Origin of the sequence: Lysinibacillus sp. NPDC047702, from assembly GCF_050272555.1 — a bacterium.
Taxonomy (GTDB): Bacteria; Bacillota; Bacilli; order Bacillales_A; family Planococcaceae; genus Lysinibacillus.
In genome coordinates this window covers 1-17,864 of the sequence record NZ_JBNNMG010000040.1, presented here as the reverse complement: position 1 = coordinate 17,864, position 17,864 = coordinate 1, and the positions used below count along the sequence as shown (strand labels likewise).

The 17,864-nt window shown below is 38.1% G+C and carries 18 protein-coding genes; 5 read left to right on the top strand and 13 right to left on the bottom strand.

The genetic code is table 11. The features are described 5' to 3' along the window. Positions 1-215: 215 nt before the first annotated feature. Complete coding sequence (locus ACQKIM_RS17615; RefSeq protein ID WP_427546234.1) at positions 216-1,862, top strand: SWIM zinc finger family protein; 1,647 nt, start codon at positions 216-218, stop codon at positions 1,860-1,862. A gap of 543 nt (positions 1,863-2,405) precedes the next feature. Here ACQKIM_RS17615 and ispD read toward each other — a convergent pair. The 8 genes from ispD to ACQKIM_RS17575 form a co-directional block, all read right to left on the bottom strand. Then, positions 2,406-3,101, bottom strand: a complete 696-nt coding sequence (ispD, locus tag ACQKIM_RS17610; RefSeq protein ID WP_427546232.1) for a 2-C-methyl-D-erythritol 4-phosphate cytidylyltransferase — start codon at positions 3,099-3,101, stop codon at positions 2,406-2,408. 11 nt (positions 3,102-3,112) lie between these two features. Then, the gene (locus ACQKIM_RS17605) at positions 3,113-4,198 is read right to left on the bottom strand and encodes a PIN/TRAM domain-containing protein (protein ID WP_427546230.1); all 1,086 of its coding nucleotides are present in this window, start codon (positions 4,196-4,198) and stop codon (positions 3,113-3,115) included. Between the two features lie 310 nt (positions 4,199-4,508). Further along, positions 4,509-5,885: a DNA repair protein RadA gene (gene radA / locus ACQKIM_RS17600; RefSeq protein ID WP_427546228.1), complete on the bottom strand. Its 1,377-nt coding sequence runs from the start codon at positions 5,883-5,885 to the stop codon at positions 4,509-4,511. 107 nt (positions 5,886-5,992) lie between these two features. Next, on the bottom strand, positions 5,993-8,437 hold the full coding sequence (locus tag ACQKIM_RS17595) for an ATP-dependent Clp protease ATP-binding subunit (protein ID WP_427546226.1): 2,445 nt from the start codon (positions 8,435-8,437) through the stop codon (positions 5,993-5,995). Next, positions 8,427-9,536 (bottom strand): protein arginine kinase, encoded by a 1,110-nt coding sequence (locus tag ACQKIM_RS17590; RefSeq protein ID WP_427546224.1) that lies wholly within the window; start codon positions 9,534-9,536, stop codon positions 8,427-8,429. The genes ACQKIM_RS17595 and ACQKIM_RS17590 overlap by 11 nt, the downstream gene beginning before the upstream one ends. Beyond that, complete coding sequence (locus ACQKIM_RS17585; RefSeq protein ID WP_427546222.1) at positions 9,533-10,081, bottom strand: UvrB/UvrC motif-containing protein; 549 nt, start codon at positions 10,079-10,081, stop codon at positions 9,533-9,535. The genes ACQKIM_RS17590 and ACQKIM_RS17585 overlap by 4 nt, the downstream gene beginning before the upstream one ends. Positions 10,082-10,094: 13 nt before the next feature. Continuing rightward, positions 10,095-10,565 (bottom strand): CtsR family transcriptional regulator, encoded by a 471-nt coding sequence (locus ACQKIM_RS17580; RefSeq protein WP_427546220.1) that lies wholly within the window; start codon positions 10,563-10,565, stop codon positions 10,095-10,097. Positions 10,566-11,049: 484 nt separating this feature from the next. Next, positions 11,050-11,355, bottom strand: coding sequence for a DUF4870 domain-containing protein (locus tag ACQKIM_RS17575; protein WP_427546218.1), 306 nt, complete (start codon positions 11,353-11,355; stop codon positions 11,050-11,052). Positions 11,356-11,483: 128 nt separating this feature from the next. On the opposite strand from ACQKIM_RS17575, the gene ACQKIM_RS17570 reads away from it, so the two are divergent. After that, complete coding sequence (locus ACQKIM_RS17570; RefSeq protein WP_427546216.1) at positions 11,484-12,164, top strand: class I SAM-dependent methyltransferase; 681 nt, start codon at positions 11,484-11,486, stop codon at positions 12,162-12,164. 71 nt (positions 12,165-12,235) lie between these two features. Further along, positions 12,236-13,195: a magnesium/cobalt transporter CorA gene (corA, locus tag ACQKIM_RS17565; RefSeq protein ID WP_427546214.1), complete on the top strand. Its 960-nt coding sequence runs from the start codon at positions 12,236-12,238 to the stop codon at positions 13,193-13,195. A gap of 50 nt (positions 13,196-13,245) precedes the next feature. Here the strand turns inward: corA and ACQKIM_RS17560 are convergent, their stop codons facing one another. After that, the gene (locus ACQKIM_RS17560) at positions 13,246-13,455 is read right to left on the bottom strand and encodes a hypothetical protein (protein ID WP_427546212.1); all 210 of its coding nucleotides are present in this window, start codon (positions 13,453-13,455) and stop codon (positions 13,246-13,248) included. A 333-nt stretch (positions 13,456-13,788) separates the two neighbouring features. On the opposite strand from ACQKIM_RS17560, the gene ACQKIM_RS17555 reads away from it, so the two are divergent. Beyond that, the gene (locus ACQKIM_RS17555; RefSeq protein ID WP_427546211.1) at positions 13,789-15,099 is read left to right on the top strand and encodes a protoglobin domain-containing protein; all 1,311 of its coding nucleotides are present in this window, start codon (positions 13,789-13,791) and stop codon (positions 15,097-15,099) included. 45 nt (positions 15,100-15,144) lie between these two features. On the opposite strand, the gene ACQKIM_RS17550 is transcribed toward ACQKIM_RS17555, so the two are convergent. Both ACQKIM_RS17550 and ACQKIM_RS17545 read right to left on the bottom strand, forming a co-directional pair. Beyond that, positions 15,145-15,624, bottom strand: a complete 480-nt coding sequence (locus ACQKIM_RS17550; protein ID WP_427546209.1) for an acyl-CoA thioesterase — start codon at positions 15,622-15,624, stop codon at positions 15,145-15,147. A gap of 317 nt (positions 15,625-15,941) precedes the next feature. Then, positions 15,942-16,148, bottom strand: coding sequence for a hypothetical protein (locus tag ACQKIM_RS17545; protein ID WP_427546207.1), 207 nt, complete (start codon positions 16,146-16,148; stop codon positions 15,942-15,944). A 124-nt stretch (positions 16,149-16,272) separates the two neighbouring features. Between ACQKIM_RS17545 and ACQKIM_RS17540 the strand changes: the two genes are divergently transcribed. After that, on the top strand, positions 16,273-16,824 hold the full coding sequence (locus ACQKIM_RS17540) for a hypothetical protein (RefSeq protein ID WP_427546205.1): 552 nt from the start codon (positions 16,273-16,275) through the stop codon (positions 16,822-16,824). 98 nt (positions 16,825-16,922) lie between these two features. On the opposite strand, the gene ACQKIM_RS17535 is transcribed toward ACQKIM_RS17540, so the two are convergent. Both ACQKIM_RS17535 and ACQKIM_RS17530 read right to left on the bottom strand, forming a co-directional pair. Next, on the bottom strand, positions 16,923-17,090 hold the full coding sequence (locus ACQKIM_RS17535; RefSeq protein WP_427546203.1) for a hypothetical protein: 168 nt from the start codon (positions 17,088-17,090) through the stop codon (positions 16,923-16,925). 18 nt (positions 17,091-17,108) lie between these two features. Then, positions 17,109-17,288, bottom strand: a complete 180-nt coding sequence (locus ACQKIM_RS17530; protein WP_427546201.1) for a hypothetical protein — start codon at positions 17,286-17,288, stop codon at positions 17,109-17,111. Positions 17,289-17,864 lie beyond the last annotated feature (576 nt).

The window sequence follows — 17,864 nt, the reverse complement described above, 5'->3', positions numbered from 1 at the left end:
ACAAAAAAAGAATCGCATTTAGCCAAATTGTCAAATGCGATATAACATATTTTTAAATAAGCACCCTATTGATTTTGGCAAATGACCTTTTTATCGTTTAAAAATTATTGTGCAAAAAAATCAACACGTATCCTCCAATACTCTTCATACTATATACCCTTTGCCCATCATTTTTGATATTCTTGTTCTAAAGGCATAACAAAATGGGGGTTTCCATGAACATTAACACTTTCGAAAAACAATTCAACAAAACCATTTTAAAACGTGGACTCGATTATTATACAAACGGCCTTGTAGAGGATATCATACAAATTGACGAACATAATTGGCAAGCTGAAGTCGCTGGCTCATCTACATACATTGTCGATATACGCATGAATAGGAAAGGAGATATTTTATATGCTGATTGTGATTGCCCCTATGATGATGATTGTAAACATATCGCTGCCGCCTTATATGCAATTCAGCATCAGCAGGGCACTACCTCAGTACAAACAACAGCCAAACCATCGCTTCAACAATTATTACAATCACAAACGAAAGAACAATTAGTAGAAATCATTATGAAAGTAGGGAAAAATCACCCTACCTTTATAAAAGAGTTGGAGATGCTCATCACAGCACCGGATGACGCTTTAAATGCTGCTGAAAAGTTAATCGTACATCATATCAATGCCGTCCAAGATCGCCGCAGCAGTTTCATTCCATGGAACCAATCGTCTAAAGCATTACGGGGAGTCAAAACGATACAAGGTCACATCGGAGAACACATCGAAAATGGTGAATATTTCACCGCCATTCAACTTAGCCTACTCTGTTTCAAACATACATTCGATGCTTTACACTATAGTGATGACTCAAATGGTGATTTCGGTGATTCTATAGAAGAAAGCCTAGCATTTATTGAAGACGCCATTAGGGAGGGTGGAGATGTTTGGAATACAGAGCAGTATGAAACAGTGTATGAATTAATTATAAAAGAAGCGATGCATACAGGTTTAGACAGCTGGCCGGACTGGCGTATATCCTTCCTCCAATCATGCATTCCTTTATGCCACGATGATGCGATCGAAAAGAAATACGTTGCCCTCCTACATTCTCTTAGTACACAAGGAGATAGTTGGAATGCTAATTATATGAATAAACAACTAAAAGAATTGCAATTCCAAATAATATCCTCCAAATATAGCAACGAAGATGTGGAGAAGTTTTTAGAGCAAAATATAGAAGATGCAGGTATGCGTGAACGGGTTATTTTATCTGCTATAGAGCAAGGTGATTATGCAAAAGTATTGCAACTTTCTCAAGATGGTCAACAACACAACCATGATTTCCCAGGAATCGTGAATGAATGGAAGCGCTATGCCTTTACAGCACATAAAGCATTAGATAATAAAGAAGATATGTGCGAATTAGCCTTACAGTTATTGTTAGACGGTGACAACGAATATTATGACGAATTCAAAAAACTCCATTCAGCACAGCAATGGTCAAAAACATTCAACCAACTACTAGAGCAATTAAAAAAGCACAATCCCTACTTTTATGCCACACTCATTGTAGAGGAAAAACAATACGCACACATTCTGGACTATTGCAAAGAACGACCAATGCGAATCGAACAGTACTATCCACATATTAGAGAGCATTATTACGAAGAAGTTTGCGCACTTTTCATCGATACTGTTACTTCAAGCGCAAAGCAAGCATCCGACCGCAGACGCTATCAAGAAGTTTGCCGTACTATTACAATCATGCGTAAAGCCGGCTATATGCTCGAAGCAACCCAACTAATTGCAGATCTACTACAAAGCTATCCAAAACGCCGTGCTTTTGTGGATGAATTGCGGAAGTTGAAGTGATGAGCAAGGACAACTTGCAAATGAAGAAGAGTAAACCACTAAAATTAGAGTCTTTTTCTTTTTTTATAGGACTGTCGAGTGATCATAATTGTGTAGGTGTTCCTGTTTTTCGTCTTAAACATAATTGGATAAACATAGCATAAAAGGGACTTTATTCGACTAACACCCACCATCATAATTTTGGAAATAGCCACCTCACTATGGCACCAGATGATGGCTATTTCTTTTTGTTTTGATGAAACAAACGACTTATTACTTAATCTTCTCTAATTCCTTCGCCATTTATACTAACCGATCTTCCTCTCACAGCCATAGTATTCAATACCCGTTCTGAGTACATTTTCATCTTCTATGGGAAGCGCTGATTTTTGCGCTACATGGATGGTTAACAGGGCTTTGGTTCAATAAAGGTAAACAAATTGATCGAGCTTTTTTTATAAATGGATTCATTTAATTTATAATTAAGTCAATGTTCTTGTGAAATTATTAATCAAACTTTAATTTCAAGCTACAGTTAAATATTAAATATATAAATAATATTTCTTAAAGATTGCATGATCCACGCTTACGCAAGATTGCCTCACCAAATACTAAGTCTTCTTGCGTCGTCATTTTTACATTTTCATAACTACTTTCTATGATGTGTACTTGGTGTCCAAGACGCTCCATCAACATCGCCTCATCTGTACCGAGAAAACCTACTTTTTCAGCTACGTCCTCCGCTTCCATAATTAACTCAAAACGGAATGCTTGTGGTGTTTGCACCATCCATAGGCTTTCGCGATCAACCGTTTCCTCAATAATGCCATTCGTTGATACTTTTTTCATCGTATCCTTCGCTCGAACCCCTGCAATAGCTGCACCGAGTTCATGTGCGCTTTGTACAAGATTAGCGATAATATCATGTGTAATAAAAGGGCGTGCTGCATCGTGTACAAGCACAATATCTACCTGTTGCATCTCTTTCATACACGAATGAACCGAATGTTGACGCTCAGCACCACCATCAGGCAAGCCCTTCACTTTTGTAATTTCAAATTGCTCTAGCAGTTTTTGAATATGCGCACGTTCTTCTGGTTTTACAGCCAGCCAAATACCTGTGCAAGATGGATCTTGCTGAAACACTTCTAGCGTGTGTATCAGAATAGGCTTCTCCAAAAGTTTTAGAAATAATTTATTTTGCCCTGCACCCATGCGCTTTCCACTTCCTGCTGCAGGTAGAACTACTTCATATTGCATTTTCTCACATCCTAATCATCCTTCGGCTTCGCAAATATCATACGACCTGCTGATGTTTGCAGCACACTTGTTACCGTAACCGTTATTGCCTGTCCGATATAGCTGCGTCCACCTTCAACCACAATCATTGTGCCATCGTCTAAATAAGCCACTCCCTGATTATGCTCTTTACCATCTTTAATAACCATTACTTGCATATTCTCTCCAGGGATAACAACAGGCTTTACAGCATTAGCTAAATCGTTGATGTTTAAGACTCTTACGTGGTGTAGCTCGCATACTTTATTAAGATTGAAATCATTTGTAACAATCTGTGTATCATTGCTCATTTTCTTTGCAAGACGCACTAATTTTAAGTCAACTTCCTGCACATCCTCAAAATCCTCTTCGGATATTTCCACATTCGTCATACGCTCATCTTGCAATTTTTTCAAAATATCTAAGCCACGACGACCTCTTGTACGTTTTAAAGTATCAGAAGAATCTGCAATATGCTGAAGCTCTGTAAGAACAAATTGAGGAACCACTAATATACCTTCTATAAACCCTGTTTCAGAAATATCCGCAATACGACCATCAATAATAACACTTGTATCCAGCAGCTTGTAGCTCCCTTTTACTTCTTGGGCTTCTACACCCTCTACTAGCTTTTTCTTTGTATTGTTACCACGCAATGTAAAGAGCTGGATTAATTCATCACGCTTCTTAAAGCCCACACGGAATCCTAAATAACCAAGTACAAAGGACATGATAATCGGTAAAATCTCTGAAACGAATCCCAGTTGAACACTTTCAATGGCAAAGCCTAAGAAATAGGCAACAATCAGCCCAATTATAAGCCAGAGCGTTCCAAATAATAAGTCTCCTACAGGTACCTTAAATAGCACCTCTTCCATCCAGCCAATGAGTCGCACAAAATAATCCGAAAAGGCAAACGATAATGTAAACAATAAAATTGCCCCTAAAGCTACTGATACATAGGGATTATCAAGCCAAGGATTAGAAGATAAGTGAAGCAATTCGTATAATGGCGGTAAGAAAACAAAGCCTAATGCTCCCCCAATTAGTAAAAAGGCAATTTGAACAAATTTTTTCATAAGCTGTCACCTCCAATTCTTAGCTATAATTATACATAGTTTACTTTAGAAAATCTTTCATGAGCCTAACAAACCCCGTTAAATTTCTTTTCTTTTTAACCGCTGGCAGCACCTTCAAAGAGAGGTGGAAATAAAGAGGTTTTCTTTAAACAAAAATGCCAGCTATAACGTTGTAAATAGAGGTATCGTATTAGGGTGTTATGTAGGACGCTTAAAACCCTTTTTTAGTTCCGTTTTTTACACTAACCATCTAAAAAACGATTGAAAAGGAAAGTGCATGTCAGAAACTTGTCCAACATGCACGCTTCGTTTATAGCTCCCTAAAGCACGCATTCAGTGCATCTTTAATTGTTTCTACCCCAACAATCTCGATACCTTGCGGAAAATCCCAGCCGCCAATATTTGAAGCTGGTATAAACACTCGCTTAAATCCTAGCTTTGCCGCCTCTATTACACGTTGTTCAATACGGGAAACACGGCGTACCTCCCCGGTCAATCCCACTTCTCCAACAAAACAATCTGTAGCTCTAACAGCTTGATCCTTAAAGCTCGAGACAATGCTTGTCAACACTGCTAAATCAATGGCAGGTTCATCTAGCTTTACACCGCCAGCGACTTTAATATATGCATCCTGAGCCTGCAGCATGAGGCCCATTCTCTTTTCAAGAACAGCCATTAATAGCTGCACACGATTTTGATCTACACCCGTTGTCATACGCTTTGGATAGTTAAAGCTTGTAGGTGTTACGAGTGACTGAATTTCAACAAGAATTGGCCGTGTACCCTCCATAGAAGCCACTATGGTTGACCCCGCTGCACCCTGTGAACGTTCCTGTAAAAAAAGCTCAGATGGATTTAATACTTCCTTTAAGCCCCCCTGAAGCATTTCAAATATAGCAATCTCGTTTGTTGAGCCAAAACGGTTCTTTTGACTGCGCAAAATACGGTGATTATGATGGCGCTCCCCCTCAAAATACAGTACAGTATCCACCATATGCTCCAAAATACGTGGTCCTGCAATTTGGCCCTCTTTTGTTACATGCCCAACTAAAAATATAGCGATTCCTTTCGTTTTAGCGATTCTCATCAACTCTGCTGTACACTCACGTACCTGTGATACACTGCCAGGGGCACTGGTTACCTCAGGATGAAACACAGTTTGAATGGAATCGACAATGACAAACTTTGGTTGTACATCCTCAATAGTTTGATTTAAAAATTCTAAATTTGTTTCTGAATAGATATAAAGCTCCTGTGATACCACTCCTAAACGCTCCGCACGCAGCTTTGTTTGACGGATTGATTCCTCACCAGAAATGTAAAGCACACGATGACCATTATTTGAAAGTAAAGCGGACACTTGTAATAATAACGTCGACTTCCCAATACCAGGGTCACCTCCTATTAGTACAAGAGAGCCTGGTACGATTCCTCCGCCTAGCACTCGGTTAAGCTCACCCATTTCTGTTGTAATTCGAGACTCCTCAGCAGCCTCAATCTGCATAATAGGAAGAGCTTTTTGCGTAACTGTCGCAGAATGCTGGAAGGCTCCGCGAGGTCCTTTTGCTACGACCTCTACTTCTTCAACCATCTTATTCCATTCCCCGCAGCCTGGACATCTTCCCATCCATTTTGCAGATTCATAGCCGCAGCCTGAGCATACAAATTTCGTTTTTTTCTTTGCCAAATCACATTCACCTCGAATATTTGTTCTTATTATCAATTGTACATAAAAAAGGACAGCTTGGCACTATAGCCTGCTGTCCTTTTGAGATGAAGCGTAGCCGTTAGAAATTAATTAGATGCAGAAACGCCCTCTTTTTTCTTTACTACAAAATCTTCATTCACATAATCAATAATCACCTGATTGCCCTTCTCTACATTGCCTTTCAGTAATTCTTCTGATAAGCGGTCTTCTACTTGTTTTTGTAGTGCACGACGTAGAGGACGGGCACCGTATTGAGGGTCATAGCCCTCCTGTGCAATTTTCTCAAGCGCCGCATCTGTTAGCTCTAAGGAAATATCTTGTTCCTTTAGACGCTTTGTTAAAGCTTTTGCCATCATAGAGACAATTTCTTTTAAATGTTCTTTCTCTAATGAGTGGAACACAATCATCTCGTCGATACGGTTTAAGAACTCTGGTCGGAATGCTTTTTTCAATTCCTCAAGCATTGTTCCCTTCATGTCTTTATGTTTAGATTCCGCACCACCAACATTGAAGCCTAAGTTTTTCTGGTATTTTAAAGCATCTGCCCCAACGTTTGATGTCATAATTACAACTGTGTTACGGAAATCCACTACACGACCTTTAGAATCAGTTAAACGACCATCTTCAAGCACTTGTAGCAGAATATTGAAAACATCTGGATGGGCTTTTTCAATCTCATCTAGTAAAACAACTGAATATGGTTTACGGCGAACTTTTTCAGTTAACTGACCGCCATCCTCAAAGCCTACGTAGCCTGGAGGTGAACCGACTAAGCGCGAAGTTGAATGTTTCTCCATATATTCAGACATATCTACACGAATCATTGCATCTTCGTCGCCAAACATTACCTCAGCCAGTGCTCTCGCAAGCTCTGTTTTACCAACCCCTGTTGGTCCTAAGAAAATAAATGAGCCAATTGGTCGTTTGGGATCTTTCAAGCCTGCTCTTGCACGGCGAATAGCGCGAGAAATCGCCTCCACTGCCTCTCCTTGACCTACCACTCGCTTGTGTAACTCTTCCTCGAGCTGTAATAGCTTAGATGATTCCTCTGAAGCAATTTTTGAAACAGGGATTCCAGTCCACATAGATACAACAGCTGCAACATCATCCACCGTAACTTTTGATTCAGATTTCCCTTGCTCTTCTTTCCAGTTCTTTCTAGTCGTTTCAATTTCATCTTTTAGCTTCTGTTCAGTATCCCTTAATGAGGCTGCCTTTTCAAACTCTTGACCAGAGACTGCAGCATTCTTTTCAGAGCGCACATTCTCGAGCTTATCTTCAAGTGCTTTTAGATTTGGTGGAACTGCAAATGAACGTAGGCGTACTTTTGAACCTGCTTCATCGATTAAGTCGATGGCTTTATCTGGTAAGAAACGATCAGAAATATAGCGGTCACCCATTTTTGCTGCAGCCTCGATCGCTTCATCTGTAATTTTTACACGGTGATGTGCCTCATAGCGATCACGTAAGCCTTGAATAATTAGAATCGCCTCTTCCACTGTTGGCTCATCAACTTGAATTGGTTGGAAACGACGCTCTAAGGCCGCATCTTTTTCAATATATTTACGATATTCATCTAATGTAGTCGCACCGATACATTGAAGTTCACCACGTGCCAACGAAGGTTTTAGAATATTTGATGCATCAATTGCTCCCTCTGCACCACCTGCGCCAATTAATGTATGCAATTCATCGATAAATAAAATAACATTGCCTGCCTGGCGAATTTCATCCATCACTTTTTTCAAGCGATCCTCAAATTCACCACGGTATTTTGTACCTGCGACCACTGTTCCCATATCAAGTGTCATGACGCGTTTATCACGAAGAATCTCCGGCACTTCATTATTAATAATTTGCTGTGCTAAGCCTTCAGCAATAGCCGTTTTACCAACCCCAGGCTCACCAATTAATACAGGGTTATTTTTTGTACGGCGAGATAAAACCTCAATAACACGTGTAATTTCCTTGCTTCGACCAATCACAGGGTCTAAAGAGCCTTCTCGCGCAATTTGTGTTAAGTCACGAGCAAGACTATCTAATGTAGGTGTATTGGCAGCCTGTGCAGCTTGTTGACCAGATTGTGCATTATCATTATTCCCTAGCAGCAATAGTACTTGCTGACGCGCTTTATTTAAGCCGACACCAGCATTGTTTAATACACGAGCAGCGACACCCTCGCCTTCACGAATAAGAGCTAATAGCAAATGCTCCGTACCGATATATGAATGACCTAGTTTGCGTGATTCATCAACTGAAAGCTCTATGACCTTTTTCGCTCTAGGTGTGTAGTGGACAATCGGACCCACGTCCTCTTTTCCTTTTCCAACTAATTCTTCTATACCCGCTTCAATCGTTTGAGGACTAATGTCAATGGCTTCTAATGCTTTCGCAGCTATACCGCCGCCTTCACGAATAAGCCCTAATAGAATATGCTCTGTTCCTATTGATTCGTGTTTCCAACGAATTGCCTCTTCCTGTGCAAGCTGTAATACTTTTTGTGCGCGTTGTGTAAAACGATTAAACATCATATGAATCCTCTCCTTTTTCCCCTATAATAGGCTTACTCATATTTTCACGAAATAATGCCTCACGAAGCATTTCCGCTCGTACGCGATCACGCTCGGCAGGTGGTAAAACCTCTCCTGCATAATGTTGTAAAAATCCTGGCTGCATACTGACAACACACTCGTTAAGAGTCGTCGCCTTAATGCCCTCTATCAACTGTAAATCTACCCCTAAACGGACGTTGGACAAGCAGGTAGCCGCCTCTTCGCTCGTTAAAATACGAGCATGTGTTAAAGTACCTAATGCACGATATACTCGATCTTCTAGGGCAAGTTCTGCTTTTTCCATTAATCTGCCTCTTGCATGTCGCTCTTTTTGAATAATTTTTTCAGCGACGCTTTGAATGTCTGCCAAAATGTCTTCTTCTGTTTTGCCTAGTGTTATCTGATTCGACACTTGGTAAACATTACCTAAATTTTCACTACCTTCCCCATATATCCCTCTTACCGTCATTCCCAGCCTTGTCATGGCATTAATAATTTGACTCATTTGACCTGTTAATGTAAGGGCAGGCAGGTGCATCATAACGGATGCTCGTAAACCAGTACCAATATTTGTCGGGCAGCTTGTTAAATATCCAAAAGTATCACGAAATGCATAAGGTAAAGCTTTTTCTAGGGCTCGATCAATTTTATTGGCCTGCTCATATGCCCTTTGTAGCTGAAAACTCGCTGTCATACATTGAATGCGTAAATGGTCCTCTTCATTCACCATAATGCTAATTGATTCATCATCAGATAATAGCATGGAGCCAACTTGTTCTTTTTTGGCAAGCTGAGGACTTATTAAATGCTTTTCTACAAGAATTTGACGCTGTAAGGATGTTAAGTCTTTGATGGCAAAATATGAGTAATGATCTTGGAGCTTTGTGCTATCCTGCACGGCATGTGTTACAGCCTGCTCTACCTGCAATGCCTCATTCTCTGTAAAGGATAGTGGAAAACGATAGCCATCTAAATTTCGTGCAAGACGGATACGTGTACTGATGACTATATCTGAATAATCGTCCTCCACGCTCATCCATGTGGGTGTAGCTCGTTCTAGAAACGATTCAATCATCACGTCACATCACCACCTTCAAATTGTAGCTGTTTCTCCAGTTCCTTCACTTCATCTCGCAGTTTGGCGGCCTCCTCAAACTGTTCATCATCTACAGCTACTTTCATAAGTTTCCGAATATCTTCTATTTGTTTTTTAATGACATAAATATTACTATGGGCGCCTGGCATCTTACCAAGATGTTGAGGTCCTGCCTGTATTCTATTAAAGAGCTTCGGCAAGTGCTCACTAAAGCTGTCATAGCAGCTAGGGCAACCGAATTTTCCTTCTTTTAAAAATCGTTTATACGTAAATCCACACTGTGGACAAGTTTGTGGTTGTGGCTGCGCCTGTTGTTTTTCATCCACTTTTTGTTGTTGCCATGTCGGTGAGCCAAACCAATTAGATAATAGCTGTTGAATAGATACAGGCTCTTGTTTAAATTCTGCATGAAATGGATGGAACTGCGAGGCGCAGACGTCACAGTAATGGTGCTCTACCTTTTGTCCATTTTGAACTTGTGTTACAGTTACCGTCGCATTACGCTGCTTGCAATGTTCGCAAATCATTTCCATCACCTCTCTATTTTTGCTGTTCGTATTTGATTGTTGTTAGCATTGCTCGTAATATTCTTGCTCGAATGGTATCCCGTAATGGGAGTGGCAAATCCAAAGTGGAGCGATCAATGGCTGCTAACATTATTTTCGCTTCTCGCTTTGAAATTACCTGCTCATCAATAAGCCGATAAACTAAATCTTCTGCCATTGTTTGCGATGCCCCTCCCTCTATCTGCCTGAGGACATCGTCAATCAAATCAATTTGTGAATTCGCGCGGACACGTAAAATTCGTATGTATCCACCACCACCACGTTTGCTTTCAACAAGATAACCTCGTTCGGCAGTAAATCTAGTATTGATCACATAATTTATTTGTGAGGGCACACATTGAAATTTATCAGCAATTTCACTGCGCTTAATTTCAATATGCCCTTCTCCACCTAATTCAAGTACTTGCTTCAAGTAGCCTTCTATGATGTCTGATATATTACGCAATAGGAATACACCTCGCTTACTTCACTGACTTTGACTATCTTTGACTTTCTTTGAGTATATTATACAAAACGCTTGAAAAAAATTGCAATGATTTCGCCTATAGAAAAATTAAAAGCAGTCATCTTTTCATTCAAACGCTTGAAAAATCACCATTCATGCTAGATATCTTTGAGTCATATGTCTAATGTACCCTTTTTAGTGATGAAAAAAACGCAAGCACATGCAATCAGCATATACTTGCGTTGATCAATTTCGCCTTGGCGTAATTGCGTCTGGATTTTCAAAGGTTGTGAAGATCTTAGCCTGAGTCCCTCTATTTCAGTAGGTGTTTGGTCACCCAACTGAAAAGGAACCAAAACCGCACTCATCTCCACCTGTAGAGGTGGGAGTCTTCTGTATCTGCCGCTGCCGCTACGCTTATGCGCATAAAACATCTGCCGCTATGCTTTCGATACAAAAAACATTTGCTGAATGAAGATAAAAATTATACCCAGCGGCCAACAATTGGGTAACGCCATGGTTCATCAGATATAGCCTTTACAATACCAATAATCGGTACGACAAACACCATAATACCGAAAATGATTAAAAACGGTAAACCAACTAGTACAAAACTGAGTGCCACAGAAATTGCAATTAAAACACCCATAACAATCTGGAACAGTAATGCTTGAATGGAAATAGCCTTTACCTCTTTATCAGAACTAATTAAGAAAAATAAAATTGGCACTAACCATGGCGCAAAAAATGCACTTGCGTGTATGATTACCTTAGACCATTTAGCTTCCATTTATATCAACCCTTCTTTTTTAAATTTTCTTTTGTTTTATGTACTACTATTTACGGAACTATACCCTTAATAGTTTCATTGTATGTTGTATTTTTTTAAAAATTTTTGGGAAAGGCATGTGAGACACAATGGAATTTAATAACACACTTGCAAACGAATACGAAAAAGGTATTCGTCGAACCTTACCTAGTTACGATGCCATGCTACGTTTAACACAAACCTTTTATCATTCCACACTACCTGAGAAAGCTAAACTCTTAGTAGTTGGCTCTGGAAGCGGCAATGAAATTTTACAGCTTGCAGAGCATAAGCCAGCTTGGTCATTTGTTGGCATCGATCCTTCTGAGGCTATGCTACATATAGCGGAGGAGCGTTTAAAATCTTTACCTAATCAAATTTCTTTATACCATGGAACTATACTGGAGACGAAGTTACCCTCTGGGGAGTTTGATGCGGCTAGCTGTATTTTAGTGCTGCATTTTATCAATGGGACTCAAGAAAAGCTTGCAACATTAAAAGAAATAGCAAATAATTTAAAGCCTGGTGCACCATTTGTTCTTGTTTCAAAATATGGGCAGCCCGGCTCTTTAGAAACCGAACTACAATTTGATTTATGGCGGGCCTATTGGCTGCAACATACAAAGCTAACTTCCTCAGAGGTAGCTGATATGGAAAAATCCATACGCTCTCTTTCTTTTATGCCTGAGGAGGATATTTTAACATTACTTCAAGAGGCAGGATTTACAAAGCCATCCAGATTTTTTGCCACTACTTTATTTGGTGGTTGGATATGCTATAAGGGAGTCTAAAAATAAATGTATTACTCTATGAAGACGACTACTCCTACAAAGTTATAATCAACAGAATTGAGGTGAATGCTGTGATACGCACAATCGGAATTACAAAAGATCAACAACTTTTAAAGGATTTTCCTATCGAGGATATACACAATAATCATTTTGAATGGTATTGGGTCGATTTTGATTGCCCTACTACTGAAGAAGAGCTCCTATTGGATACATTTTTCCATTTCCATCCACTTGCTATAGAAGACTGCTTAATGCGTTTACAGCGACCAAAGCTCGATTTTTATGATGATTTCCATTTCTTTGTTATTCATAGAGTGAATGAAGAATTAGCAGCAGAGGAAGTTAATATTTTTGTTTCAAATAAATTTATTGTAACCTTCCATAAAAATACTGCTCCCGAAATCGATAGAGTACAAAATATGCTAGAAAAACAACCGAAAAATTGGGAACGAGGTACAGTGTATTTAACCTATCAGGTAATTGATAAAATCGTTGATAATTATTTTCCGCTGGCCTATAAAATTGAGGATCATTTAAACGCTCTAGAAGATGAATTAAACTATCAAAGTAATTTAAATGCCATGAAAATCGTATTCGAATTCCGTAGTGATTTGCTCGATTTACGGCGCACCATCCTACCAATGCGTGACCTATTATACCGTATTCTTAATTCCTATCGATTCTCACTAAAAAAATCTGAACGAGCTTATTTCGGAGATATTTACGATCATTTGCTAAAGCTGACAGAAATGGTTGAATCTAACCGTGAGCTAACAGCTGATATGCGTGATAGCTATATGGCAATGAGCTCCAGTCGTATGAATGGCATTATGATGACCTTAACAATCGTGTCAACTATCTTTATTCCATTAACCTTTATTGCTGGTGTGTATGGGATGAACTTTGACAATATGCCTGAGTTACATGGCAAATACAGCTACTTTATCGTCTTAGGCATTATGATTCTTATTGTTATCTTTATGCTGGCAGTCTTTAAATGGAAAGGCTGGTTTAAGTTATTTAAACCTTAATGAATATTTAACAGGCATCTTAGAAACTTATCTAGGATGCCTGTTCTACATTAATAGGGCCCACGATCATCAATTTTGTTTTCCCCTTGCTGTGGGAATAAAAAGTATGCAAGTACACCAGAGACTAATGTTGCACAAATGGTAATTAACAACCGCTCTATGTCTGGCACTTCAGCATAATAGTTACGCAGCATATAAACCGAACCGATTGCGACAATTACCATCACAGGTATGACAAATTTGAAACGTTTCTTCTCCATTTAATTAATACCTCCTCACTCTTTTTTTACGCACAATTATAACTGCTAAACAGTTCGTATTTTACAGGTTTCCAATATTAAATACAAACCACCCAGCGCTCTTTCAATCGTTTATTTCATGACATTTAAACAACAGCCATTTACAAGACTTAAAAAATAATAGAAATAAACGAAAATTTTAACCAAATATACTACAAAAAATAGTAGAATAAATTAAATACCATATATTTCGCCAATTTACAAACGTAACAATTCCAATGAGGGGCAAACAGTTTAAGTTTACTTTAAATTTATATACATAAAATGGATTTATAAAGAATGGAGCAAACAACAATGAGTTGGTTTACAAAAAAGAACGATTCTAGCTACTCAATTACATTAGCACCTGAAAATTATAAAAAAAATGTACAGTTGGATGTCTCTAACCATCCAAAACTTCAAAAACAATTACAACTTTTAAATTTAACAGTTGAAGACTTAGCAATTATTAAACAGATGCAGCCTTTAGCAAAGGATCTAATCCCTGAAATGGTCAATCAATTCTATGCAGCCATTAGTTTAAGCCAAGATTTATTAGATATTATTAATAGAACTTCACAGATTGATCGTTTAAAGGTTACTTTACATAAGCATCTTAGTGATATTTTCGAAAGCCGTATCGACGACTCATATATTGACGAACGAAAGGCAATTGCAGAAACTCACGTTCGAATCGGCCTTCAATCAAATTGGTATATCGCCTCATTCCAGTCTTTAACTTCAACATTTACAAGCTTTGCTAACAAATTGGATATTTCTAAGCATGATGCGATTCTTGCCATCAATGCCTTCTGTAAAATTATTAACTTTGAGCAACAGCTTGTCATTGAAGCCTACGAAAAAGAGGAAGAACGTATTCGCACGGCAGCAGATGAAACAAAGCACGCACTTGTGACAACTATTCAAAGCACTGCTGAGGAGCTGAACGCTATTAGTGAAGAAACAGCCGCTTCCCTATTAGTTATCTCCTCTCAAACGGATGATATTGCAGTAGCTACTAAGCAAGGTTTAAGCTTCGTTGCTGATACAAAGGAAAAATCTAAACGCGGTCAACAGCAATTACAAGAGCAAAACGATTTAATACAGATTATTTTACAAAGTGTGAATGGCCTTGAGGTCACAATGAATCAGTTACGCACCTCCTCTCAAAAGATTTCAGAAATTGTTGGACTGGTAACAGGTATTGCCGATCAAACAAATCTATTAGCATTAAATGCATCTATTGAGGCTGCTCGCGCTGGGGAGCACGGTAAAGGCTTTGCTGTTGTGGCAGAGGAAGTTCGAAAGCTTGCTGAAGAGACAAAAAATGCCGTACAAAATGTTTCACATCTCATTAAAGAAACAGAAGGTAATATTACAACCATGTCGAATTCTGTTATTAATGTGGATCAAAAAATTCAACATAGTGTAGATACACAAAATAGCCTATCCAAATCATTTAATGATATTGCTGAAGCTGTATCTGGTATTCAGCAGCAGTATGTCAATACATCAAGAGATATTTCTGCCATTTCTAATTTAATTACTGAGCTATCTCAAGGTGCCACACTTGTTTCTTCTTCATCTGACTCCCTCATCAATGTGGTGAATGAATTAAATATGTGAATACGTAAAAAGGGAAATTGACTAGGTTGTCAATCTCCCTTTTCTTTAATGCGGTAATGAACGTTTTTGTTTGCGATGCTCTCGTCGCACCGGTCCCGTTTCAAAAAGACGTTTCTCTTCATCTGTCTCAGGGTAGATTGCAGGAACAGGCTTCGGCTTCCCATCATCATCTACTGCAACCATCGTTACAAATGATTCTGTCGTTAATTTTTCCTCACCAGTTTCAATGTTTCTAGAAATAACTCGAACATAGACCTCCATTGAAGAACGTCCTGTTGATGAAACAATACTTTCAATTTCTAAAATATCTCCTACATGGGCTGCTGATAAAAAATCAACGGAATCAATAGAGGCTGTCACAACATGCCCTTTAGCATGCTTCATTGCTGTAACAGCAGCAATTTCATCAATATAAGCTAACACTCTTCCACCAAAAATGGAATTGTGGTTATTGGTATCTGGCGGTAACACGAGACGCGTTTGAACAGTACGTGACTGACTCATCGGTACAGCGTTGTTTGTCATAATTCTTGCAACTTCCCTTCATGAATGTTCTTTCGTCATCGTAACGCAGAAAAGAAGTTGATGCAAATTAGAATGATTTTCGAATTACGAATCTAAACGAATCCTTGTAAATCCAAAAGTGTGTGTTGTAGCCCGTTTTTGTCCACAGACATTCCAATGGGCTACACCTAAAACCAAAGAAATCTGTATTTATCCGAGTGCTTGGTCGCTTTTTGGTCGCCCAAAGTCGCCTATTTTTTCTATTGAAACAAACTTTAAGACCACCCTTCACTGGAGTGGTCTTAATTGTTGTTAAGTACATGTTTCATTGAAGATCATTAATTTTTAATACTCTCTTTTGTATTTCTTTTATAAACGTGAAAATATAATTTTAAACTTACATATATACTATATCCCATTAATGCCCCACCTATTGAGCTAATATGGAAGCTCCAATCGTCTCTAGAAACATAAATCCCATAATAACTAATTACAGATCCAATTAAAAATAAAAATAAAAAATTAGTAATAATAAATTTTTTCAATTCACAATAACCTCCACCTGTTTTTGATTGAGCATCGAACTATTTTACAAATTTTATACATTATGGTAATATATGACTTGTAATTAACCAGTATAATACTATATTAACAAAAGGAGTAATTTATATGTTAAAAAAACCATTTTTTCTATCTTCTGCACTAGTACTTTCTTTAAGTCCATTCACTTCAACATTTACAGCACAGGCTGCAGAGAATAATGATGATTTAATGAATGCGATACCATTAACTGAAAACTTCTCTCAAGAAGAAAATTCAACTTACTTGCCGTTAGAAACGTATATTCATGATAATAATTTACAAAATTTTAGTGTGCAATCACGCGCTACTATGACTATACAAACTGGATATTACATAAAAGAACAAGGTTACCTAACAAATAAACAATTAAGAGATTATGTGGACTATGTAGACCAACAATCAAATATATTAGGATGGAATTTTCTTATTTCCGGATTCTTAACTTTAAATCCAGTCGCAATAGCACCAGCAGTTTTAATGCAATTTGCTGGAGGTGCATCAAACTTTGATATTGTTAAGGAACAGGCTTATGCAGGAAAAGGAATGGGATGGGCACATATGTATGCAGATGGTCCTAATACATTAAGTATAATACCTAGAAGAGATTTTTCTTCACTCACAATAAAATATACAAGATAAAATTCCCCTTTCATAATGTAAATTGAATAGTACTGTATTGACAGATTTAAAACATTTGTTACCATGTGACCGCCAAAATATGGCGGTCTATTTTTTATTTACCTACACACGATATGCCCAACCTTACGAGGCACAACCACAGTCTTTTTATCAACAGGTTTACTAACATTTGTGGATGCTTTTTTAAATTCCATTTCTTTGTATTGATCCACTAAATCAAAGATCGATAATTGCCCTTGCTGCTCCATAAATTCAAAATGAGTCATCTTCTGTTTCCCCTTTCATCATTCCAGCCAATTATCTAACGATAGTTCACCATGCACTATTGATCGTGTATGACCATCACGTTCCTCTAACCAATTATAGAAAGGTACTGGACGTTTTTTATACGGTGTTTCTTCTATACGTGATGATTTACTAGGATTCTTATTTGAACGCTTTACAGCCTTACTATACGCCCCCAAAAATACGGCTCTTAATGTGCTTGCAACCTGTTATGTATTATCTTGTGGAAGTTATTGTCCTCAACCATTTATATTTATAGCTCTGGTTCATCATGTACCAGACCTCTCAAGGCATAATAAAAAGCACCCCTTAAAAGGGTGCTGGATTACTAAAGTATCTTGAACATTTTAAGAATTTGAAGTATAGATACTGTAAAAACTGATAAGTTAATAAGTAAAAGTGGAATCTTTAATAATATATTTTTCCCGTTAAAATTAGATAGAAGAACAATTTTAAATACCCCTCTAAAAAAACCATATATAACTATCAATAATAATATAATTATTACCCAATTACACTAGCATTGCATAAATATTAACCGAAATTTCAGTTTTATTTTTTTCTACTATTAGAAGAAAAACAAAGACACGTAAGCAGAGGTAGTGAACATCCATTTTTTTACTATAACCTTTAACGAGGACAACAGAGATGAGAAATTCTTTATGGTACGCATTTTCCTTTGATTTTTCGAAGCCAAATGTGGGCAGATTTCCACCACGATACCTTCAAGAAACGACCGATTTCTAAATATGTAT